General features: G+C 64.5%; 29 protein-coding genes. 28 read left to right on the forward strand and 1 reads right to left on the reverse strand.

Annotated elements, in window-relative coordinates:
• From EPO52_RS17655 to EPO52_RS17735, 18 genes are all read left to right on the forward strand, one after another.
• Nucleotides 1–165, forward strand: a complete 165-nt coding sequence (locus tag EPO52_RS17655; protein ID WP_290809199.1) for a hypothetical protein — start codon at nucleotides 1–3, stop codon at nucleotides 163–165.
• A gap of 2 nt (nucleotides 166–167) precedes the next feature.
• The gene (locus EPO52_RS17660) at nucleotides 168–548 is read left to right on the forward strand and encodes a hypothetical protein (protein WP_290809201.1); all 381 of its coding nucleotides are present in this window, start codon (nucleotides 168–170) and stop codon (nucleotides 546–548) included.
• Between the two features lie 132 nt (nucleotides 549–680).
• Nucleotides 681–950 carry an HNH endonuclease signature motif containing protein gene (locus EPO52_RS17840; RefSeq protein ID WP_363340857.1) on the forward strand — a complete coding sequence of 90 codons (270 nt, stop codon included), beginning with the start codon at nucleotides 681–683 and terminating at the stop codon, nucleotides 948–950.
• Between the two features lie 209 nt (nucleotides 951–1,159).
• Entirely contained in the window at nucleotides 1,160–1,465 is a 306-nt protein-coding gene (locus tag EPO52_RS17665) for a hypothetical protein (RefSeq protein ID WP_290809203.1), read from the forward strand.
• Nucleotides 1,440–2,903: a hypothetical protein gene (locus tag EPO52_RS17670; RefSeq protein ID WP_290809205.1), complete on the forward strand. Its 1,464-nt coding sequence runs from the start codon at nucleotides 1,440–1,442 to the stop codon at nucleotides 2,901–2,903. The genes EPO52_RS17665 and EPO52_RS17670 overlap by 26 nt, the downstream gene beginning before the upstream one ends.
• Before the next feature lie 9 nt (nucleotides 2,904–2,912).
• Nucleotides 2,913–4,319, forward strand: coding sequence for a phage portal protein (locus EPO52_RS17675; protein WP_290809207.1), 1,407 nt, complete (start codon nucleotides 2,913–2,915; stop codon nucleotides 4,317–4,319).
• Nucleotides 4,303–4,971 carry a hypothetical protein gene (locus EPO52_RS17680; protein WP_290809209.1) on the forward strand — a complete coding sequence of 223 codons (669 nt, stop codon included), beginning with the start codon at nucleotides 4,303–4,305 and terminating at the stop codon, nucleotides 4,969–4,971. The genes EPO52_RS17675 and EPO52_RS17680 overlap by 17 nt, the downstream gene beginning before the upstream one ends.
• 81 nt (nucleotides 4,972–5,052) lie before the next feature.
• Nucleotides 5,053–5,556: a hypothetical protein gene (locus EPO52_RS17685; RefSeq protein WP_290809211.1), complete on the forward strand. Its 504-nt coding sequence runs from the start codon at nucleotides 5,053–5,055 to the stop codon at nucleotides 5,554–5,556.
• An 18-nt stretch (nucleotides 5,557–5,574) separates the two neighbouring features.
• Entirely contained in the window at nucleotides 5,575–6,492 is a 918-nt protein-coding gene (locus tag EPO52_RS17690; RefSeq protein ID WP_290809213.1) for a phage major capsid protein, read from the forward strand.
• Entirely contained in the window at nucleotides 6,485–6,742 is a 258-nt protein-coding gene (locus EPO52_RS17695; protein WP_290809215.1) for a hypothetical protein, read from the forward strand. Before EPO52_RS17690 ends, EPO52_RS17695 begins: the two co-directional genes overlap by 8 nt.
• 17 nt (nucleotides 6,743–6,759) lie before the next feature.
• Entirely contained in the window at nucleotides 6,760–7,239 is a 480-nt protein-coding gene (locus tag EPO52_RS17700; RefSeq protein WP_290809217.1) for a hypothetical protein, read from the forward strand.
• Nucleotides 7,236–7,649 (forward strand): DUF6093 family protein, encoded by a 414-nt coding sequence (locus tag EPO52_RS17705; RefSeq protein ID WP_290809219.1) that lies wholly within the window; start codon nucleotides 7,236–7,238, stop codon nucleotides 7,647–7,649. Before EPO52_RS17700 ends, EPO52_RS17705 begins: the two co-directional genes overlap by 4 nt.
• Before the next feature lie 115 nt (nucleotides 7,650–7,764).
• A complete protein-coding gene (locus EPO52_RS17710; protein ID WP_290809221.1) occupies nucleotides 7,765–8,208 on the forward strand; it encodes a hypothetical protein in 444 nt (147 codons plus the stop codon).
• Nucleotides 8,205–8,630 carry a hypothetical protein gene (locus EPO52_RS17715; RefSeq protein WP_290809223.1) on the forward strand — a complete coding sequence of 142 codons (426 nt, stop codon included), beginning with the start codon at nucleotides 8,205–8,207 and terminating at the stop codon, nucleotides 8,628–8,630. The genes EPO52_RS17710 and EPO52_RS17715 overlap by 4 nt, the downstream gene beginning before the upstream one ends.
• A gap of 11 nt (nucleotides 8,631–8,641) precedes the next feature.
• The gene (locus EPO52_RS17720) at nucleotides 8,642–9,028 is read left to right on the forward strand and encodes a hypothetical protein (RefSeq protein WP_290809225.1); all 387 of its coding nucleotides are present in this window, start codon (nucleotides 8,642–8,644) and stop codon (nucleotides 9,026–9,028) included.
• Nucleotides 9,018–9,518 carry a hypothetical protein gene (locus EPO52_RS17725; RefSeq protein ID WP_290809226.1) on the forward strand — a complete coding sequence of 167 codons (501 nt, stop codon included), beginning with the start codon at nucleotides 9,018–9,020 and terminating at the stop codon, nucleotides 9,516–9,518. Before EPO52_RS17720 ends, EPO52_RS17725 begins: the two co-directional genes overlap by 11 nt.
• Nucleotides 9,519–9,609: 91 nt before the next feature.
• A complete protein-coding gene (locus tag EPO52_RS17730; RefSeq protein ID WP_290809227.1) occupies nucleotides 9,610–10,014 on the forward strand; it encodes a hypothetical protein in 405 nt (134 codons plus the stop codon).
• Between the two features lie 233 nt (nucleotides 10,015–10,247).
• Nucleotides 10,248–10,448: a hypothetical protein gene (locus EPO52_RS17735; protein WP_290809228.1), complete on the forward strand. Its 201-nt coding sequence runs from the start codon at nucleotides 10,248–10,250 to the stop codon at nucleotides 10,446–10,448.
• Here EPO52_RS17735 and EPO52_RS17740 read toward each other — a convergent pair.
• A complete protein-coding gene (locus tag EPO52_RS17740) occupies nucleotides 10,411–10,638 on the reverse strand; it encodes a hypothetical protein (protein ID WP_290809230.1) in 228 nt (75 codons plus the stop codon). The two genes, EPO52_RS17735 and EPO52_RS17740, sit on opposite strands and share 38 nt — an antisense overlap.
• Nucleotides 10,639–10,726: 88 nt before the next feature.
• Between EPO52_RS17740 and EPO52_RS17745 the strand changes: the two genes are divergently transcribed.
• The 10 genes from EPO52_RS17745 to EPO52_RS17790 all read left to right on the forward strand — a co-directional run bounded on the left by EPO52_RS17745 (nucleotide 10,727) and on the right by EPO52_RS17790 (nucleotide 19,932).
• Nucleotides 10,727–13,435 carry a phage tail tape measure protein gene (locus tag EPO52_RS17745; RefSeq protein ID WP_290809231.1) on the forward strand — a complete coding sequence of 903 codons (2,709 nt, stop codon included), beginning with the start codon at nucleotides 10,727–10,729 and terminating at the stop codon, nucleotides 13,433–13,435.
• Entirely contained in the window at nucleotides 13,435–14,280 is an 846-nt protein-coding gene (locus EPO52_RS17750) for a hypothetical protein (protein ID WP_290809233.1), read from the forward strand. Before EPO52_RS17745 ends, EPO52_RS17750 begins: the two co-directional genes overlap by 1 nt.
• Nucleotides 14,281–14,429: 149 nt before the next feature.
• Nucleotides 14,430–15,401, forward strand: a complete 972-nt coding sequence (locus EPO52_RS17755) for a hypothetical protein (RefSeq protein WP_290809235.1) — start codon at nucleotides 14,430–14,432, stop codon at nucleotides 15,399–15,401.
• Between the two features lie 67 nt (nucleotides 15,402–15,468).
• Complete coding sequence (locus EPO52_RS17760; protein WP_290809236.1) at nucleotides 15,469–16,287, forward strand: hypothetical protein; 819 nt, start codon at nucleotides 15,469–15,471, stop codon at nucleotides 16,285–16,287.
• 10 nt (nucleotides 16,288–16,297) lie between these two features.
• Nucleotides 16,298–16,966, forward strand: a complete 669-nt coding sequence (locus tag EPO52_RS17765) for a hypothetical protein (protein ID WP_290809238.1) — start codon at nucleotides 16,298–16,300, stop codon at nucleotides 16,964–16,966.
• Nucleotides 16,967–16,985: 19 nt separating this feature from the next.
• Nucleotides 16,986–17,828, forward strand: coding sequence for a M23 family metallopeptidase (locus tag EPO52_RS17770; RefSeq protein ID WP_290809240.1), 843 nt, complete (start codon nucleotides 16,986–16,988; stop codon nucleotides 17,826–17,828).
• A gap of 30 nt (nucleotides 17,829–17,858) precedes the next feature.
• The gene (locus tag EPO52_RS17775; RefSeq protein WP_290809242.1) at nucleotides 17,859–18,155 is read left to right on the forward strand and encodes a hypothetical protein; all 297 of its coding nucleotides are present in this window, start codon (nucleotides 17,859–17,861) and stop codon (nucleotides 18,153–18,155) included.
• Nucleotides 18,152–18,823, forward strand: coding sequence for a collagen-like protein (locus EPO52_RS17780; RefSeq protein WP_290809244.1), 672 nt, complete (start codon nucleotides 18,152–18,154; stop codon nucleotides 18,821–18,823). The genes EPO52_RS17775 and EPO52_RS17780 overlap by 4 nt, the downstream gene beginning before the upstream one ends.
• Nucleotides 18,820–19,251 carry a hypothetical protein gene (locus EPO52_RS17785; protein ID WP_290809246.1) on the forward strand — a complete coding sequence of 144 codons (432 nt, stop codon included), beginning with the start codon at nucleotides 18,820–18,822 and terminating at the stop codon, nucleotides 19,249–19,251. Before EPO52_RS17780 ends, EPO52_RS17785 begins: the two co-directional genes overlap by 4 nt.
• Nucleotides 19,252–19,359: 108 nt before the next feature.
• The gene (locus EPO52_RS17790) at nucleotides 19,360–19,932 is read left to right on the forward strand and encodes a hypothetical protein (RefSeq protein WP_290809248.1); all 573 of its coding nucleotides are present in this window, start codon (nucleotides 19,360–19,362) and stop codon (nucleotides 19,930–19,932) included.
• Nucleotides 19,933–19,935: the final 3 nt, after the last annotated feature.

Below are 19,935 nucleotides of genomic sequence, written 5' to 3' on the forward strand. Positions count from 1 at the left end.
ATGCGACTGCGCCTGGCCCTCACCATCAGCCTGACGCGCTCGCCGCGAAACAACCCCGAGCCTCCCCAGTTCGAGCACCGGGACGTCGACAGCATGGTCATCCACGAAGACCAGCCCAAGTTCATCGGCTTCCGCCGCGTCGAAGAAGAGCCCGGAGACGAATGATGATGGAACTCCTCGAAGCCACGGACGCCCCCGTCATGCAGAAGGTGCTCGCTCACACCCCATGGGTGCGCACGGAAGACCTCGACCGCATGCGAGGCGACGGAGAATCATGGGAGTACGACCTAGCGTTGGCGCTCGGCTACGGACCCCGCTCCTTCGACGGAATGTGGAAGCTGACCCAGCGACCGTTTACGTACCGCGCAGGCCTGATCATCGCCCGTGAAGTTGTCTACGAACCAGGCACCCGCCGCTCCATCCTTGACGGCGACCACTTCCGCACCCGCCTCGTCGCCCATCGTGTGCCCCGAGGATGGCGGATGATCCGGGAGGTCAGCATGCTGCACCCCGACCGGTACATCCTCGTTCCCCCGGACACGGTGTGAGTAACCCCTACCTCTGCCCCGCATGCAACACCCCCTGCGTCGTTCCCTCCCTGGCCCGCCAACACTGCCAGCCCATCGGATACGACAATCACGGCGCACCGATTTACCGATGGTCGCAGCAGGGAACCAGTGATGAGTAGCGGCAGGAACACCACACAGCGCAACCGTGATCGGTACCGCATCCGGGCCACCCACGCCGCCTGCGGGATATGCGGCGACACCATCGACTACACACTCCCGCACACAGACCCGCGATCGTTCGTCGTCGACCATGTCATCCCGCTCGCTAAGGGCGGCCCAGACCGCATCGAAAATAAGCAGGCTGCTCATAGGGACTGCAACTCCACCAAGCGGGCACGCATCATCGCACCCATCGTGAAACGGAGCGGCTCACTTCACTAAGCAGCCGAACACTTTGTACCAACGCAAGCGGAACTGTACCAAGGGTTGTAGCAATACAGACCAGGGGCTCCCCCACCCCAACCCAGGCCCAAAACCCCTCCGGGGATTGGCGAGGTATCTCCCCGCCGTTTTTTCCAAATCCGACCCAACTTTGTACCAAGCGTTTTGTACCAGGCAGTGGGGCTCCTGCGACCTTGAGGAGGTGTTCCGTGGCTGCTCGGACGAACCCTTTGCGGGCTGTGAAGCCGGGCGAGACGGCACCGAAGCTCAAGAAGCCGATGTCCAGCTTGGAGGCGGCAGTCGCGGAGGATCGCCTCGAGGAGCTGCGGTCCATGCGCCGACGCATCGCGACTGCTCTCGATGACCCGAACACTCCCGCTCGTGATCTGGCCGCGTTGACGCGTCGGCAAATCGAGATCGGTCGGGAGATCGAAGCTCTCGTGGCGCGGGACAAGCAGGAGGCCGCAGAGAATGTCGAAATCTCCGACGGTGACTTCGACGCCTCGGCTGTCTGAGTTCGCCAAGGCGTTCGTCTTCCCGAAGACGATCAAGAAGACGGTGTGGCCTCGGGTGGAGGCGAAGGGCCGTGAGGTTGGTCTGCTGTTCGATTGGTGGCAGGCGCAGCTGGGCAGCGTGTGTCTGGGCTACGGCGATGACGGCAAGTATGTTGCGACGGTCGGTGGTATCGGTCTGTCGATCCCTCGCCAGGTGGGTAAGACCTACTTCGTCCTCGCGCTGCTGTTTATCCTGTGCATCCTGTTCCCGGGGTTCCATGTGGTGTGGACCTCGCATCATCTGCGCACCACGAACAAAACGCTCACGACCGCTCGTGGCATGGCCCGGCGGAAGAAAATCGCTCCTCACATTGAGGCTGTGCGCACGTCGCACGGTGAGGGGCAGGTCGAGTTCAAGAACGGCTCGATGATCATGTTCGGTGCCCGTTCGCAAGGTTTTGGGCGCGGCTTTGATGAGATCGACGCCGAGGTGTTCGACGAGGCTCAGATCCTCGACACGAAGGCGCTCGAGGACATGATTGCGGCCACCAACCAGGCCCGTCATCCGTACGGGGCGCTGCTTTTCTTCATGGGCACGCCTCCGCGGCCGTCCGACCCGTCGGATGCGTTCACGTCACGGCGCGCGAAGGCGATCGAGGGCAAGGCATCTAAGGCCATCTGGTTGGAGATCGGCGCTGACCCGAAGTCCGACCCGAACGACCAGTCGCAGTGGCCGCTGATGAACCCGTCGTATCCGCACCGCACCCCGCCGGAGTCGATGGAACGTCTGCGGGAGAACCTCGAAGACGACGACTCGTGGAACCGTGAGGGCCGCGGCGTCTGGGACCCGCTGAACACCAGCCGCGTCATCGACGAGGTCACATGGGGGAAGCAGGCCGACCCTGCATCTATGGCGATCGATCGTCTCACCCTCTCGATCGAGGTTCCGCCTGATCGTTCTACCGCCGCTGTGGGTCTGGCCGGCCTTCGCGCTGACGGCCGCTGGCATGTGGAGCTCGACGAGGAACGACACAGCGTGGACTGGGCAATCCAGTGGGTCGTAGACCGGACGAAGAAGAACCCGTTGCACGCCGTGGTTGTCGATGAGCTTTCTGGCCTTGCTGAGGAGAAGCGTGGTCGCCACTACCTGATTGGCACAAAAGTCCGGGTGACGTTGGCGGGGTCCGAGGGCAAGGACATGGCGATCGCGTGCGCGAAGTTCTACGACGGCATCTACGACGGGTCCGTGTGGCACACCAACCAGACCCAGGTGAACGTCGCCCTGTCGGTGGCCACGAAACGACCCCTCGCGGGCCGGTGGGCGTGGAACCGCCGCGACCCGAACTCCAACATCTCCCCGATCGTCGCGGAGACGCTCGCCCTGTGGGGAGCGCAGAGCGACAACGTGAAGCGTCCGACCGTGGCGCGCACCGAGACCAGAACGGCGGTGATCCTCTAAATGGCTGGAGTGCCCACTCTCGAAAAGATCAATGTGCCGGGGCTCTCCGACGACGAGAACCGCACCGTCAATCTCCTTGTCGAGCAGCTCGCCAGCCACGAGCGCCGCAACAAGCTCCGGACCGCCTACTACGACGGCCGCCGCGCCGTCCGCGGCCTGGGAAGTGTCGTCCCGCCGCAGTACACCAAGATCGGGCTTGCTCTCGGGTGGGCGGCTAAGGGTGTCGATGGTCTCGCGCGTCGCTGCAACCTCGACGGGTTCGTGTGGCCGGGCGGCGACCTAAACGCGCTGGGCCTCCCGGAACTCATCGACTCAAACTTCCTCCTCGCCGAGATTGGCCAGGCACGCACCGACTCGCTGCTGCACGGTGTCTCCTACCTGATCAACACGCAGGGTGACGTTTCCGACCGGGAGCCGAAGTCGCTGATTCACGCTAAGAGTGCCCTCGATGCGACCGGCGAGTGGAACAACCGTCGTCGCTCCCTCGACAACCTCCTGTCGATCACTTCCCGAGACGAGAACCGGATCACCGGATTCGTCCTGTACCTCGACGGTGTCACCCTCAACGTCGACCATGTCGGCGGCAAGTGGTCTGTGGACCGTTCCGAGCACCCGTGGCATGTTCCGGCGGAACCGATGGTGTACCGGCCGCGCGCATCCCGCCGAATGGGTCACTCGCGGATCACCCGCCCGGTTATGTCCACCCAGGATGCCGCCCTCCGAGCGCTGGTGCGTCTCGAAGAGCACATGGATATCTACGCCTACCCGAAGCTGTTCCTCCTCGGAGCGAACGACTCGATTTTCAAGAACCCGGACGGGTCGATGAAGGAGTCGTGGCAGATGATCCTCGGCCGCACGTTCGGCATCCCCGACAACCTCGACGGCGACCAGGACAACCAGCGCGCCGACGTGAAGCAGTTCTCTGCCGAGTCTCCGGCGCCTCACCTGGCACACCTGAACGCCCTCGCGAAGATCATGGCACGCGAGACGGACCTATCCGATGCTGACTTCGCCCTCACCGACATGGCGAACCCCACCTCGGAGGGGTCGTACTCGGAAGCGCGCGAGAACCTCATCTCCGAGGCGGAGAGCGCCACGGACGACTGGTCGGTGTCGGTGCGCCGTTCGGTCACGCGCGGGCTTGCCATGCAGAACGGTTTTGCGGAGATCCCGAAGGAGTGGGCGGGCATCGCACCGAAGTGGCGTCCGCCGATGTACCTGTCCAAGTCCGCCGCAGCGGATGCTGGCGCGAAGCAGATCGGCAGCGTCCCGTGGTTGGCGGAGACCGAGGTGGGCCTCGAGCTTCTGGGACTCGACGAGCAGCAGATTCGGCGCGCTCTCGCCGATAAGCAGCGCGCAGCAGGGCGTGCGGTGATCGCGGCCCTGAAGCCGGCTACCGATGCCGTCGCCTCGTGAGACGCGGGCGGCGCTCAAGGTCCTGACCGGCGAAGCGGTCCAGACCGCGGCAGAACTGCTTGGGCGGCTGGGAGGTGCGCCTGAGCAGCAGCGCGCCGCCTTACTGTCGACGGTCCCAGGGCTTATCGACTACTACGCCGATGGCTCCGCGGCTCTCGCGCTGGACTTCTACGACGAGCAACGCCAGATGGTCGGGCAGACCAGCGTCTTCACGTCCGAGTTCGTAGTTAACGACCGGACGGTGAAGATCCGCCGCGCAGTCGCGTGGGCGTCCGCTCCACTGTTCACCGAGGACCTGGACGCAGCAGCCGCCCGCCTCGGCGAGGTTGTGCAGCTCGAGACGGCACGCCCGTTCAGGGACACGATTACCGCGAACCGGCGACGTGACCCCGCAGCGGTCGGATGGCGGCGCGTGACCGCTGGTGGGTGTGGCTTCTGTCGAATGCTCGCCGACCGCGGCGCTGTCTACAAGGAAGCCACAGCCCGGTTCGCCGCCCACACCAACTGTCACTGCATTGCACAACCCGTGTTCGGTGCTGACGACTTCGGCGAGGAAGCCGACGCCCTGCAGTACATGGCGTCTCGGCGCTCCCGCACGCCCGAACAACGGGCCGTGCTTCGTGAGTTCATCGCGACGCACTACCCGGATTGAGATTTCCCCGATTGGGGATGACGCTACGGCCGCGTTCAAGGCCGGTCTGATGTCCGACGGGACAGAAACGGATCACGACCGATGACAACCACCACGACGACTGACACGACCGGCACGGAAACGAAGCCGGACACCGATCAGACGCAGCAGGGCAAGACCTTCACGGAAGCAGAAGTCAACGACATCGTTCGCGACCGGCTCAAGCAGCAGGCCGCGAACAAGTTCGGCGACTACGACGAGCTCAAGACGAAGGCGGGTACCGCTCAGACCCTCGAGGAACGGTTGGGAACGCTGGAAAGCGAACTCAGCTCCACGAAGGCATCCGCGCTCCGCACCAGCATCGCCGCCGAGTTCGGCATCAGCACCAAGAAGGGGCCGAAGGGCGAACCGTCCGACGCAGACCTGTTCCTCACCGGAAGTGACCAGGACACCCTCACCGCGCAGGCCTCACGCCTCGCCGAGACGGTGGCCGACCGCAAGAAGAACGGCAACGTCGCCCCAAAAGAGGGCGTCACCAAGCAGACCGGCAAGACGAACACTGACGAGCGCGAGTTCGTCTCCAACCTGTTCGGCTCCGGCGACTAACAGTCCGAGGAGGACACCATGGCAGTACTCGCAACTTCGGGGATCACTCTCCCGAAGAACATCGCTGAAGGCATGTGGAAGAAGGCCCAGACGGGTTCCGCAATCGCCGCTCTCTCCAACGCCGTCCCGCAGAAGTTCGGTGAAGAGACCATCGTCACCCTGACCGGCCGGCCTCGCGCTGAGCTCGTCGCTGAGGGCGCGGACAAGGGTGACACCAACGCCACGTTCGGCACCAAGACCGCCACCCCTCACAAGTTCCAGGTGACCATGCGGTTCAACCAGGAAGTTCAGTGGGCCGATGAGGAGTACCAGCTCGGTGTTCTCTCGACGCTCGCAGACGAGGGCGGGCAGGCGCTTTCCCGCGCACTCGACCTCGGCGGGTTCCACGGCATCAACCCGCGCTCCGGGGCTGCTGCCGCGTCGATCGTCGCGGGTGACCGCATCGGGACCACCACCAACTCGGTGGAGATCACGACCGCTACGCTCACGACCCCGGATCTGGTTATCGAGCAGGCTGCTGGTCTGGTGATCGCTGACGGTTACATCCCGAATGGCATCGCCTTCGATCCCACCTACTCGTGGACCGTCGCGACCGCCCGCTACGCGGATGGCCGCAAGAAGTACCCCGAGCTGGGATTCGGCGCGAACATCACCTCGTTCGAGAGCCTGCCTGCGTTCTCGTCCACCACGGTCTCGGGTCTCCCCGAGGCGTCGGCGAACTCGAACATCAAGGCGATCGTCGGTCAGTGGGACGCGTTCCGCTGGGGCGTGCAGGAGAATATCCCTGTCGAGCTGATCAAGTACGGCGACCCGGACGGCCTCGGCGACCTGAAGCGTAAGAACCAGATCGCTCTCCGCCTCGAGGTTGTGTACGCATGGGCTGTCATGGACCTGGACGCATTCGCGACCGTGAAGGATGCGGTCGCCAATGTCTAAGTTCGAGAACCTCAAGACCGGCGTCGTCGTCTCGGTCGACGACTCGAAGGACGACCGGTTCGTCTCCGGATGGAAGCTCTTCGGCACGGCATCGCCGGCCACCAAGAGCGACGCCCCGGACAAGTCGTGGAAGGTCGAGGAGCTCAAGGCCTACGCCGAAGAGCACACGATCGACCTCGGCGAAGCCACCAAGAAGGACGACATCATCGCGGTCATCGCGGCGTCGTCCACCTCGCCTGCGGGCGAATAGCGAGGAAGGGGGCGGTCATGTCCGTGACACCCAACATGATCGCGGTAGCGCTTGGCGTGACCGCCCCCGAATCCAACTCGGTGACCGAGCAGCAGTGGAAGATGTGGGTCAACGACGCGCTCCTCCTCATCGACTCACGCCGAGTGAAGCTCGGCCTACCCGCTGATGCGATCCCCACCGCGAAACTCGACTACGTCGTCCGCGAAGCCGTCGTCGCACACGTCAAGAAACCCGACGACGCCACCCAGGTAACCATCTCCATCGATGACGGGTCTTCGTCTCGCACCTACCAGTCCGGTAAGGGCAGGGTCACGATCATCGATGAGTGGTGGACGCTCCTCGGGCTCACCGAACCCGACGGCGCATTCTCGCTCGACATGCTCGGCGTCTCGAACGTGCACCTACCGTGGTGCGCGCTCAACTTCGGTGCCACCTACTGCTCATGCGGGGTGGATATCGCCGGCCGCCCCATCTTCGAAGGCGGTGACGACGAGTGACCCTCGGCGACGACCTCGACGCCGCTCTCCCGGAGCTCCGCCGCCAGGCCGAATCAATGATGCGGGACTCCTGCACCATCGCCACAATCGTGAAAGGTGCATGGGACGAGATCACCCTCACCCACAGCGTTGATGTCGAGACGGTGCACTACAGCGGCCCCTGCAAGCTCAAAGGCGTCAATGCGGTCATCGGCACTGTTGATGCCGCCTCGCAGATCCTCGTCGCGCAGGAAGCGATCGTTTCCCTCCCGGTGGGCTCATCCACGACGGTCGACCGTGGGATGGTCCTCACAATCACCGAGTGTCGCCACGACCCCGCGCTAGTGGGCGCGAAGGTCACCATTGGCGGCCCTACCCCGCTGAACACTTACAGCACCGCCCGACGGTTCCGCATCGAGGAAGTCGCTTGATGGCCGTGCGCGTCACATTCACCGCAGATGTCACCGCGTGCCTGCGCGGCCTACGCAGAGCCCGCCGCCGCACCCGGTGGGACGCATTTTGTGCCCGATGGCGACGGAGGTTCCCATGGCTGACGATATCGATGCGGACACCTCCGAGATGGACGCTTTAGCCCGCGATCTCAGCGCACTTGCCGACATCATCCCCAGGAAGGTGCGGCAGGCGGTGCAGCAGACTGCGATCAAGGGCAAGGACTTCTGGCAGGCCGACGCAAGCGTCAAGGCAAGTCGTTCCACTGCCGGATACCCCGGCTCGATCGATTACGAACTGAAAGGTTCGGTAATCGGCGGCGGCACTGTCGAGGGCGAGGTCGGCCCCAACCTCTCCCGAGGCGGAAAGACGGGCAAAGGCGGTCTGCAACCATCCCTGGGCATCCTCGAAGAAGCGCCCGGCGGTGTCCGCGCCGCACCTCGCCAGTCGATCCGCCGCGCATACACGTTCATCGAGGAAGAACTCGACAAGGGCGTGGACATCGCGATCAAGCAGTCGGAGGAGGCGAGAGGCCTGTGAGCTTACCCTCCCTCCACTTCGACGCCCTCACGGCCCGGCTGCTGTCCGATCCACGCTTAGCGGGAAAAGTGTTCGACACGACCGTCAACAGCGATGGCACCGTCCGCACCGGCGAGTACCTGGTGCTTTTCGGCGGCAACCCTGACCAGGTCACCTCAGGCCGATTCAATGCCCCGCAGATGCCCGACTCCGACGCTGTCTACCGGTACACCCTCCGCGGTGTCGGAGGCAGCAAGGATGCCGCCCGCGACATGTGCGCCGCCGGGTTCGCTCTCCTCGTCGGATTCCAGCCCGTCATCGCCGGACGCAACTGCAGCCGCATCCGCCATGACGGCGCGGACCCCATCGACCGTGACCCCAACGAGTCCATCCCGCTGTGGTTCGGCGACGACGACTACGTCCTCAACTCCTACAAGGCCTGAAAGGCAGAACGATGCTCACCGAGTTCAAACGTGTCCGCGACATCTCCGGGCTCGAATACGACGCGCCCGTCCCCACGATCGAGCAGTGGCCTGATGAGTTCATCATCCTCGATGACGAGATCGTCTACTACCAGCGCCCGCCCGCGCAGCACGAGGTGGTCACTGCACCCCCGAAGTCGGGCGCCGGATCGGGCGAGTCCGAATGGCGCGCCTACGCCGAGTCCATCGGGTTCGACACCACGGCGGCGGAGACCCGCGCCGACATCATCGCGCTGGTCGAAGCGCCCCCCAACTCCGGCATCACCGATGGTGCCGAAGATCCCGAAGCCGATACAGGCGACGGAACCCCCAATGGTCCGGTGGCAGAGCCTGTAGAGGAGATAACCCATGACGACTGAAACCGTTCCCGGTGCAGTCCAGACCACCGACAACCTGCGGATCACGTTCGTGCCCGACGGCAGCAATGCGCTGTCGGTCGCGATCCTGAACGGCGGCACGTCCAAGCTGATCACGTACTCCCTGACCCCGGATGGTTGGGCGTTCCCGATCACTGAGACCGAGGTCAACGACCCGCGCCTCACGCTCGGCGTTCAGGGCTCTGTGCCTGGTACCGCGAAGTACGGCCCGATCGCCGTGAAGTACGTCTACGGCTCGGCCGCTGACGTTGCCAAGGCGGCGCTCACGCCCGGCGTGAAGGGGAAGCTCGTGTACCGCGACATCCTCCCCAACGCGACCGACTACGCGATCGGCCAGAAGGTCGATGTGATCTCGATCATCGCCGGCCGCCAGCGCAAGGACCCTGCAGCTGCGGACGGTCTCTTCACCACCTCGCAGACCATCTATGTGGTCGCGGGTGGCTTCACCCCGGATCAGACGCTCGTCGCCTGACCCCACAATCTCCCGCCGGGCGTAACACGCCACCGGAGCGCCCGGCGGGGGCCATCCTCATCTTCCGGCGGCAGAAATCTGGTGGCCCCAAATGACATCCCCCATCGACGACTTCGACGCGATCCTCGACGCGGCAGAGAGTGCAGAGCGTGCACCAGTCGAGCTTGAAGTCGCGCTCGGAGATCAAGTCGTGACGTTCGAGTTCATCCCGATGGATGGCCTCGAATATTCCGACCTGGTCGCGACGCATCCGCCCCGGCCCACTGCTCAGACTGATGCGGGGGTCGGCTTCAACAGTCACGCAGCGGTGCGCGACCTCCCGGTGAAGTACATCCGACGAGTCGTGGACGGAGAGCGCCGCGAGATCACCCAGGAGCAATGGGACCGTGCATTCTCCCGTTTCCTCGGCCGTGATGTTGAGCTCGCAGCGACCTGCCTGTGGGGTGTCAACTTCTACACCCCGAACGCGCGGGTGCAGCAGCTAAAAAAAGCCTGAGCGGGTACCTGGCGGAGAAGACCAAGGCTGCCCGCGAGCTCGGGATATCTGTCCGGCGATTCGACGGATGGGAACCCCGCGAAGCGACGACGTACGAGTACGACGAGGACGGCAAGCTGGCGCGGTCAGTGACTGTGCGGGAACCAGAATGGACGCCCGAGCAGCAAGCGCTCGTGCTCAGCTCGCGCCGCCTCGACATCAGGGGCAGGCACGGTCACCTGCTCGAAGAATCCATGAATCCCCTGGCCAACCCCGCCAATACAAAGGGCACGCACTACTACCTCGCGGGGATGCCCGAGGTCGACTTCGCTGAGAAAGCCGAGCTCGACGGATGGGATGCTCTCCGGGCTCGTGAAGGCAAGGACGCGAACCTCAACGGGTTCCACATCCCCGTCATCAAAGTGGATCGCCCGCGGCCTCCGTCGCAGCAGTAGCTGCTCGATCGTCCGCCAGCCCGCCTGAGATAGCTGAGCGCAGCCCTACATGAGCAGTCGTTGGGGTCTCCCCCGTGCCATAAAGGGCGTCCAAGACCGCGTTCTTCACGGCGAGCTTGATCACGAAGTACAGCACCACAGTGGCAGCCGCAAAGACCAGCACGGTGATCACGATCCCGGTTGCGTCCATGGCGTGAGCCTAGCCGCGCGCTAGCTCTCACCGCTAGATCCCTCGTCCACCCGCGCTTTGCGCAAGAGCCTGCGAGGGAGCTTCACCCATGGGCGAGCGCAATACGAAGATTCGGTTCTCTGCACAGGTCGCGGAGTACATCGCTGGTGTCGAGAAGATGGCGAGCAAGACCCGCGAAGCGGGTAGCGAGGCTGAGAAGCTCGCGCAGAAAAAGGAGGCTTTCAACCTCCTGGGCCGCACCGCCCTCGGGTTCGGCGTCGCCCTTGCCGCCGGTCTCACTGTGGCTATTGCCAAGGCTGCCGACTTCGACCAGGCGATGTCGCAGGTACAGGCTGCCACTCACGCTTCGGCTGCCGATATGGCCCTCCTTCGGCAGGCCGCATTGGACGCAGGCGCATCCACTGTCTTCACTGCCACTGAAGCTGCCAACGGTATCGAGGAGCTCTCCAAAGCGGGGCTCAACGCGCAGCAGGTTCTCGGGGGCGGCCTGAAGGGTGCTCTGGACCTCGCGGCCGCCGGCGGCCTCAGCGTGGCTGAAGCGGCGCAGAACACGGCAACTGCCCTCAAACAGTTCGGACTCGACGGGTCCAAGGCGTCGCATGTCGCAGATCTCCTGGCAGCTGGTGCTGGTAAAGCGGTTGGTGATGTTTCGGATCTGACCATGGCTCTGAACCAGTCAGGTGTGGTCGCAAATTCCACGGGTCTCACGATCGAAGAGACGACCGGAACGCTCTCCGCTTTCGCTGACGCCGGTCTCCTCGGCTCCGACGCCGGCACGGCTTTCAAGACCATGCTTCAGCGTCTCACGCCTTCCTCCGCAGAGGCGAAAGCCGAAATGACTCGGCTTGGGATCAGCGCGTACGACGCCCAGGGCCAGTTCATTGGCATCAGCAAGTTCGCCGGAGTCCTCCAAGCGGCCCTGAAGAATCTCACCCCGGAACAGCGATCCGCCTCCCAGGCGATCATCTTCGGGTCTGACGCGGTGCGTGCATCCACCGTCCTGTACGACGAGGGTGCCGCAGGCATCCAGAAGTACATCGACCAGACCAACGACGCAGGGTATGCCGCCGAAACCGCGGCCATCCGTCTCGATAACCTCAAGGGTGACGTGGAGGCGCTCGGCGGCGCTCTCGACACGGCACTGATCCAGTCGGGCTCAGGGGCAAACGACGTACTTCGGGACATTGTCCAGAGCCTGACCAGCCTCGTCGATTCATTCAACGATCTGCCTCTCCCCGTGCAGCAGAGCATTCTCGGCATCGCAGGCTTCACCGCGGGCGCGAGCATTCTGGCCGGGGCTGCTGGCATCGGCATCACGAAGCTCGCCGACCTCCGCGTCGCATTCCAGGTGCTCTCCGAGATGATGCCAGGCACCGCAAAGGCGATCTCGTCAGTGGCGAGCGTCCTCACCGGGCCGTGGGGGCTGGCAATCGCGGCAGCCACTGTCGTGGGGCTGCAGTTCATGCAGATCAGCAGCGATCAGCAGCAGGCAGTCGATGACCTATCCGCCTCCCTTGATGAGAACACGGGCGCATTCACCAAGAACACTCGCCAGCTCGTCGTGAACCAGCTGGAAGCAGACGGCACGTTCAACCTGGCGCGTAAAGCCGGTATCGGCCTCGACCTCGCAACTGATGCCGCTCTTGGCAACGCTGACGCTCTCGAGCAGGTCGACCAGATGGCGAAGGTCTACGCCGCGACCGTCAAAGACGGCGACTTCGACATCCTGGGCGACATCAACCAGGACGAGTACGAGGATCTCAAGAATCGACTGCTCGGCCAGAACGATGTTCTGAAGGATGCGCAGAAGGAGTGGCGCAACAATCAGGAGGCGATGGGCGAGGCTGGTGAAGCGGCCGACGGCACCGCTTCCGAGCTCGAACAAGTATCTGCGGCGACAGAGCAAGCGTCTGATGACCTAGCTGACCTCGCGGACCAGATTCGCAACTTCGGTAAGGAAACTCTCGACACCCGGGATGCAACTCGCCAGTACGAACAGGCCATCGACGATATCGCGAAGGCGATGGGCGAGGAGGGATGGACCGCCTCTCTCGACGACACGACCCAAGCCGGACGCGACAACAACGAGATGCTCGACGGGTTGGTCTCGTCCACCCTCGAACTATCCGCGTCGATCATCGCCCAGACAGGCGACACGGAGGCGGCGCGAGCTGCGATGGCGAATGGCCGCCAGGAGTTCGTCAACACGGCGACTCAGATGGGTCTCACTGCGGACGCCGCGAACGCACTTGCCGACCAGGTTGGACTGATCCCCACCAACGTGGTTACAAACGTCACCCTCACCGGGACAGAGTCGATGACGCAGCGTATTCAGTCGATCGTCTCGTTCTGGGAGAGCCGCGGCATCAACATCCCGGTCTACACGATAAGGCAGGACGACGCTGCAGCCGCTCGAGGCCCAGATGGCAACGCGAACGGCGGCATGTACGCCTACGCGAACGGCGGGTTCGGAGAAGGTATCTACTCGGGCCGTCCTGGGGCGCTCTATAAGTTCGCTGAGCCCGAGGTCGGGTGGGAGGCGTTCATTTCTGGGAAGCCCGGGATGGAGGACCGCAATCGCGGTATCGCGCTCGAGGCGCTCTCTCGTCTGGGCGGGGTTCCTGCTCCCCCGTCCTCTGCTGTGACAGTGGTCGAGAACACAGGTCCCATGTATTTCACCGGGCAGTTGGTGACCGATTCCGGGTACGTGCAGGGAATTGTTCAGGGTGAGTTGGTTCGCGCGGAGTCGGCAAGGAATCTGGATCTGTCGACGGGTGCGCAGAAGGGCAGTCTCTGATGGCCTACGCACCGACTCTGACGGTGTTCACCGACTACAACCCGTCACCGCGCGTCCTGGTGACGTTCCCGACGGTTGCCGCCACAACGGCCACGATCGACGTGTCGAAAGTCGTGGAGGGACGCTCGTTCCCTGTTCGCGGCGGTATCGGCCTGTACGCCGTGGGTGGCGCGTATGTGATGGATTCCGAGCCGGCACTCGGTGTCCCGAACACGTACCGGGCGGAAATGTTCACCGCAGCTGGTGTGTCTCTGGGGTTCACGGATGCGGCGGTCGCGACGATCACCCTCACGGACGTGCTGCGTGACACCTCAGAGATGGTGATCTCCCAGCCGCTGAAACCTTCCCTAGCGATTCGGGCGTCAATGGGTGGTGACACGGCGGGGCAGGTTGTTCGTTCCATACCAGCGGAAGTCGTCTTCCCTGAGGGCGCGACCGTTGGTGTGGGAATCGGTGGGCAACTGCGTGGGATCGTCGACATGCCGTTGGAGGTGGTGTGTGAGACCACGGCGGACGCCGACGAGTTGATCTCCATGTTCGGCGGGTACACGTCCTCCTTCCCCCCGGTGTTGTGTATCCGCACGGGCGCACCGGTCCGGTTGCCGCGTCTGCTCTTCGCATCCTGCTCGGAGATCGTCGAGACCACCATCTACGCCGCGGACGTGCGGGTCCGGTTCCAGTTGAAGGTCACCGAAGTTGCCCCGCCCGCGCCGGGACTGGTGCTGCCGTCGCTTCGACGCATGGACATCGATGCGGCGTTCGCGACGAGGGCGGCGCGCGCAGCTGCGTACGCGTCACGGTTGGCGCGGGACACGGATTACACGAAGGCTGGATTGGCGGGCTGATGAAGGGCTCAACCCGCAACCTCCCGAACGTCCTCCTGGGGTCGAACACGTTTCGGTGGGTGGCTGACGTGTTCAACGGGAACGGGTCGCGACGGTTGCAGGATGTCCCGTGCGTGAACCCTCGCTTCACCGAATCGGGCACCTCGCTGGTGCAGGGCACCGGGCAGGTCTCGTTGATCTGGCAGGACGAGTTCGGTCAGTCCGTGGCCCCCACGGAGGTCGGTGACCTGTTCAGCCCTTTCGGGACACAGATCGCGATGAGCGTGCTGGTGGAGGCCGGCGACGGGTTCGTGGAACGCATCCCCATGGGCGTGTACATGGTCGCTGAGACCCCGGCGGCGGTGACTCGCAAGTTCCTGTTCAAGGGGCAGTGGTTCTCCGGCGGTGACCGCATCGATGTCACGCTGAAAGATCTGTTCCATGGGGTGCAACGGGACCGATTCGATGTTCCCGGGGTAGCCCCGGACCTGTCGTCTGTGTACAAGGAGATCCAGCGCCTGACCGGGCTGCCGATCACGAAGACCGTCCCGGATGCTCCGATCCCCGCGTCGGTGGCGTACCAGGAAGACAAACTCCAAGCCGTTTACGATCTTGCCGCGGTGGTGGATGCGACCGCGTGCATGCTCCCGGACGGGTCGGTTTCGTTGCGCCCGAACGTGTGGCCGGCGCAGGCGGATGTGATCCGTGCCGGCGACGGCGGGAGTCTGGTTGAGGTCGGCCGGGCGATGGCCAACGACCGCGTCTACAACAAGGTCGTCATCCGGTCCCGGAACAGCGGTTCCGGTGCGGCGGTGCTCGCCACCGCTGAGGTTCTGGACGGGCCGCTGCGCACCCGCAACGACGACGGCACCTTGTCGCCGTACCGTTCGGTGCCGTACTTCTACTCATCCGAGTACCTCACCGATCAGGCCGCCGCCGACGCGTACGCCCGGGTGCTTCTGCCCCGCGTGTCGCGGCTGCGGTCGGTGGAGGTGCGACTGGTGACCTTGTTCAACCCGCTGTGGGATGTCGGAGATGTGGTGAACGTGAAGCCGTTGGGTGAGTCGTTCCTAGCCCGGATCACGGATATCTCCCGCACGGATGGGCGTACGCAGACGGTGACGGTGGTGACCGATGAGTAGCGAAACGGAAACGCTCCTTCGTCTGCTCGCTGGGAAATCGACGGTCACCCCAATGGTGGGCACCTTCGTGTCCGCAGACCCTGCGCAGTGGACGGTGGACACCGCCGGGGGAAGGATCACGACTGCGATCCCCGTCACCTCCTACCTCCCTGTCGTGAACGAGCCGGTCGCGTTGTGGTGGTTGGACGGCACCCCGTACGTGATCGGCCCGATGACATCGAAGGCAGGTGAGGGCACTGTCGTGACCGTGGCCGGCGGGCTTGTCACGCTCGACACCGACTTTGGGACCGTGAAGGTGCCGTACTCATCGACCCTGACCCCGTCGTCCGGTGAGTTGTGGAAGCTGATGTGGCAGGGCGGCGGTTATGCCGTGTCGAAGATGTCGACCTCACCGCCCACTGTGGTCCCTCTGCCCCCGCCCGCCCCGCCCGGGCAGGTGAAAGCTCACGAGGATGTGTTCCGCGCCAACCAGTCCGGTTCGTTCCGAACCTCCGGGGGTGCGGCGGCATGGTGGACCGATCAGGTGTGGTCTGCGGACTCGCATGTGGGGGCGTGGTTCTACGGAACCAAGATTCGCGACACCATCCCCGCCACAGCGGTCATCCAAACCGTCGAGGTGTACGCCCCGATCGCGTCGGTCCAGGTGAACGCCGCATCAAACGTGGCAGTCCACGGTGACCTCTCTAAGGGTGGCGCGCCGTCGTTCGGAGCGTCGTACCCGACAACCCTCAACGGGTGGACACAGCTCGCGAACACGGTCGGCGAACTGCTCCGATCCGGCGGGGGCGCGGCCGGTATCGGCATCAACCACGGAGGCTACCTGGCCTTCAAGTCACTCACCGAGGATGCCCTCTCCGGAGCCATCCGCATCCGATCCATCTACTGAGGAGGACCGCATGGCTAGAGATGGCAGCGGCAGCAAGAACGAACCCACCTACACCGGCAGCGGAGCCCCCGCCGACGCGGCCGACCTGACCGAGATCGCAGCATACGCGGCGAAAGTAGGGAACCGTAAAGCAGGAACGGCCGCCGACCGTGCCGCCCTCTCCGGGGCGGACAGGTGGGTGGGCCTCGAGTTCGAGGAGTCTGACACGGGCGCGGTGTACCTGTACACGTCCGGCGGGTGGACGTTGAAGAGCGTCCGCGCCGCGTGCGTGCTGGTGAAGTCGTCAGCGCAATCCACCTCATCGACCGGGTATGGGTTCACGGATGTGCTCTACGACATCGAGGAGCACGACCCGTACAACATGCACACCGCTGGAAACACAGCGGGCATCACCGTGCCGCTCGCCGGGGTCTACCAGATCTCAGCGAGCTACTTCGGCGACACCAACGCCATCTTCGGTGTAATGCTCGCGAAGAACGGCGCACAGATCGAGGGAACGAAACGGTACCAGCCCGCAATGGGCAGCGGTGGTCTCACGTCACCCGAAGTGTCTACCTCGGTGCGGTGCGCCGCCGGAGACGTCCTCTCAGTGCAGGCGTCATCCAACCCCGGGTCTCAGGCCATCACCGTCGCGGCATCGTTCCGGTCACGGTTCTCGGCCGTGTGGGTCAACCCGTAGACAGATCGGAGGCCAGACCATGCCGAATTTCATCTTCCCGTGCGCCACCCACAACATCTCTGACGATTGGGCCGAGCACCGCGCCCGTGGTTCTGCGGGCGGTGTCGACTTCACCTGCCCGTACGGGTCGGCGGTGTGGGCGATGGCCGCTGGCACGGTCACGATCGTCGACAACACCACAGCTGGGTCGGGCGGCCGGTACGTGCGCGTCACCCACGAGGACGGTTCCTCAACCGAGTACCTGCACCTCTCGCAGATCCTCGTGAAGAAGGGCCAGAAGGTCGGCCAGGGCGAGACGATCGCGAAGTCCGGTGCGTCCGGTTTCGGCGAGGAGTACTACTACGGTGCTCACCTCCACGTCCATGGCATCACTGCGGGCGGTGCCCGTTACGACTGCACCATCTACATCGTCGGCAGCACGATCGCGGCCGACAACATCACACCGTTCCAGGAGGACGACATGTTCAGTGATCAAGACCGCGCAAGCCTCGAGGAGGCCCGCCGCATGCTCGGTGTTCTCACCGGGTACACCGACCGCACCGCCAACGATCACGAGGCTGCGGCAGGTGCAGGCCCCAAGGATGCGAACGAGGCCCGCCGCATGCTCGGTGTGATCCTCGGCTGGCGTCCACCCGCAACCGACAACGAGGTGGCCGCCCTCGCGAAGCTCTATGGCGGCGCGAGCATCGACACGTCCACGGTGCGGGTGACCATCACGTCCGCAGTGAAGGAAGCGCTCGCGAACGCACAGGGTGCATCCGCCGATGAGGTGGCAGCGGCCGTCGACAAGATTCTCACCGACAACTTCGCGGCCATCCCCGCGGCAGTCATCGACGAACAAGCCGACCGTCTCAAGGGCTGAACCGACTCTCGACCCATGAAGGGGTGACCCATGGCCGAAGAGCCGTCTATCGCAGTGCTCGTTGAGCGCATCAGCAACGTCCAGAAGTCGGTCGACGACATCAAGAAAGACATGGCCACCAAGGGTGACCAGACCAACACTCACGATGTCATCGGCCGGGTAGAAGTCGCCCTCGCGAACGAGGTGACGGCGCGCGTCACAGCAGTGAAGGAAGTGGCCGCCCGGTTGCAGCTGGTCGAAGACCGGATGGAGGCGCGGAAGTACGGCGTCGGCATCGCGATCGTGATCTCGGTCATCGGCAGCGTCGTGGGGGTGATCATCAAGTGAAGCACCTGACGAAGCCTCGCCCCCAGCTGGTGTTCGTGATCTTCGTCGTGCTCGTCTCCCTGTGTGTCGCGCTGATCGTGTTCTTCGGTCTCGCGCAGCAGGCGCGCATCGACACGGCCGAACGCCTCGCCGCCTACCGGCTGTCCCTGATCCAGGACCAGCAGAGCGCGTACGACTCGCTGTTGGCCGAGTACACGCAGGTCACCGACGACTGCACCGACGCCGCCGACTGCGTCACGACCGCCACCCCACCGTCCCTCATTCCCGACTCGCAGGAAGTCGTCGAAGGAGCACCGGGACTCCCCGGAAGCCCAGGCCTCCCAGGCGCGGCAGGAGCTCGAGGCGAGAAGGGCGACCAGGGAGACATGGGCGTGCCCGGCCAGTCCGGTCTTCCTGGCCCTGCTGGAACCAACGGTGCCGATGGCACGGACGGAAGCGCGGGAACGAACGGTGAGCCAGGTCCGGCAGGCCCGGCCGGTCCAGCAGGCGCTGACGGCGCGCCCGGGGCACCCGGAGCCAACGGCAACGACGGACGCGGTCTCGCTGCTGTCGAATGCCAGCCCGATGGCACCTGGCTCATCACCTACACCGACGGCACCACGTCGACCACGAGCGGCCCGTGCCGCGTCCCTGACCCCATTATTTCGATCCCGGAGGTTGTCCCGTGAGCCACGCACTCCCCACCCCTGTTGAGCGTCTCTGGATGCAGTTCGCCCCGAAGCTGATCGCCTTCCTCGCGACCGGCCTCACCGCATCCGGACTCATCTGGGTCATCCAGTACCTCGCCGGGCTGTTCGGCTACGACTGGACGATCCCCACCGAGCTCGCCGTGCTCCTTGTCGGCATCGTCTCCACCCTCGCCGCCTACATCCAGCGAGACGACCTCCTGCAGCTCCCACCCCGGGAGTTCGCAGCGAAGGTGCTCGTGTTCGCCCTCACTGGCATCAGCGCCACCGGCATCCTTTCCGCAGCTGCCGCGTTCGGCGTCGACCTGTCCGAGTACTCGCCGCTGATCACCGCCGGGGTCACCCTTCTCGGCGCGGTCCTCGGCTACTTCAAGAGCGACACGAAGTCGCGCTACGCGCTCGCCGCCTGACCCCCACCTGACCCGAAAGGCGACACCATGGCTATCCCTCCCGGAGTGCAGACCTGTCAGATCACGTTCGGTCCCGCCGGCACTCTCGCCACCGGCAAGGATGTCGAGATGCGGGTGAAGTTCACCCCGTCGCGCTCCGCGGTGTGGCAGGCCACCGGTGCGCCCCTGATCGGCGCGAGCGACGAGTTCACCTCCGAGGCCGGCCAGCGGGGTGTTGCCACGGTCATCAACCCTGACCAGGCCGGGTTCATCGACGAGGCGGGGAACGCGGTCCGCAACTGGACCATCCGCGCCGTCGTCGAGTACATCCTCGATGGTCGTCTGATCGCGGATGCCGCGAAGGTGTTCACCCTCACATCGACCGATACGACCATGGATCTCGACACGGTGATCCCGGTCACGTCGTCGGCTGGGGTGACGGTCGCGATCCCGGACACGTGGTCTATCCGGGTGATCGCCGCGGAGGGGGCAGCGCTCGCAGCGGCGCAGGCTCTGGCTAATCTGCCGGCCGCGATGTCGAGTGAGCTCGACAAGCCCGCGTCGCCGTTCACAACGAAACTATCGAACACGTATGTGACGTTCCTCAATCACGACGGTAGCCCCGTTACTGGGAAGCATGTGGTCATCACCCTTACGGCAGATCAGGCCGACATCGCAGATATCACCGTGGAGGCAATCTGATGG

This window comes from Herbiconiux sp., from assembly GCF_004297105.1.
Taxonomy (GTDB): domain Bacteria; phylum Actinomycetota; class Actinomycetes; order Actinomycetales; family Microbacteriaceae; genus Herbiconiux.

Coding starts and splice junctions, on each gene's coding strand:
- EPO52_RS17695 (WP_290809215.1), top strand. CDS start 6,485: ATGTCTAAGTTCGAGAACCTCAAGACCGGCGTCGTCGTCTCGGTCGAC.
- EPO52_RS17790 (WP_290809248.1), top strand. CDS start 19,360: ATGCGGGTGAAGTTCACCCCGTCGCGCTCCGCGGTGTGGCAGGCCACC.
- EPO52_RS17745 (WP_290809231.1), top strand. CDS start 10,727: ATGGGCGAGCGCAATACGAAGATTCGGTTCTCTGCACAGGTCGCGGAG.
- EPO52_RS17710 (WP_290809221.1), top strand. CDS start 7,765: ATGGCTGACGATATCGATGCGGACACCTCCGAGATGGACGCTTTAGCC.
- EPO52_RS17750 (WP_290809233.1), top strand. CDS start 13,435: ATGGCCTACGCACCGACTCTGACGGTGTTCACCGACTACAACCCGTCA.
- EPO52_RS17720 (WP_290809225.1), top strand. CDS start 8,642: ATGCTCACCGAGTTCAAACGTGTCCGCGACATCTCCGGGCTCGAATAC.
- EPO52_RS17700 (WP_290809217.1), top strand. CDS start 6,760: ATGTCCGTGACACCCAACATGATCGCGGTAGCGCTTGGCGTGACCGCC.
- EPO52_RS17770 (WP_290809240.1), top strand. CDS start 16,986: ATGCCGAATTTCATCTTCCCGTGCGCCACCCACAACATCTCTGACGAT.
- EPO52_RS17730 (WP_290809227.1), top strand. CDS start 9,610: ATGACATCCCCCATCGACGACTTCGACGCGATCCTCGACGCGGCAGAG.
- EPO52_RS17840 (WP_363340857.1), top strand. CDS start 681: ATGAGTAGCGGCAGGAACACCACACAGCGCAACCGTGATCGGTACCGC.
- EPO52_RS17740 (WP_290809230.1), bottom strand. CDS start 10,638: ATGGACGCAACCGGGATCGTGATCACCGTGCTGGTCTTTGCGGCTGCC.
- EPO52_RS17655 (WP_290809199.1), top strand. CDS start 1: ATGCGACTGCGCCTGGCCCTCACCATCAGCCTGACGCGCTCGCCGCGA.
- EPO52_RS17685 (WP_290809211.1), top strand. CDS start 5,053: ATGACAACCACCACGACGACTGACACGACCGGCACGGAAACGAAGCCG.
- EPO52_RS17735 (WP_290809228.1), top strand. CDS start 10,248: ATGAATCCCCTGGCCAACCCCGCCAATACAAAGGGCACGCACTACTAC.
- EPO52_RS17725 (WP_290809226.1), top strand. CDS start 9,018: ATGACGACTGAAACCGTTCCCGGTGCAGTCCAGACCACCGACAACCTG.
- EPO52_RS17660 (WP_290809201.1), top strand. CDS start 168: ATGGAACTCCTCGAAGCCACGGACGCCCCCGTCATGCAGAAGGTGCTC.
- EPO52_RS17680 (WP_290809209.1), top strand. CDS start 4,303: ATGCCGTCGCCTCGTGAGACGCGGGCGGCGCTCAAGGTCCTGACCGGC.
- EPO52_RS17690 (WP_290809213.1), top strand. CDS start 5,575: ATGGCAGTACTCGCAACTTCGGGGATCACTCTCCCGAAGAACATCGCT.
- EPO52_RS17765 (WP_290809238.1), top strand. CDS start 16,298: ATGGCTAGAGATGGCAGCGGCAGCAAGAACGAACCCACCTACACCGGC.
- EPO52_RS17775 (WP_290809242.1), top strand. CDS start 17,859: ATGGCCGAAGAGCCGTCTATCGCAGTGCTCGTTGAGCGCATCAGCAAC.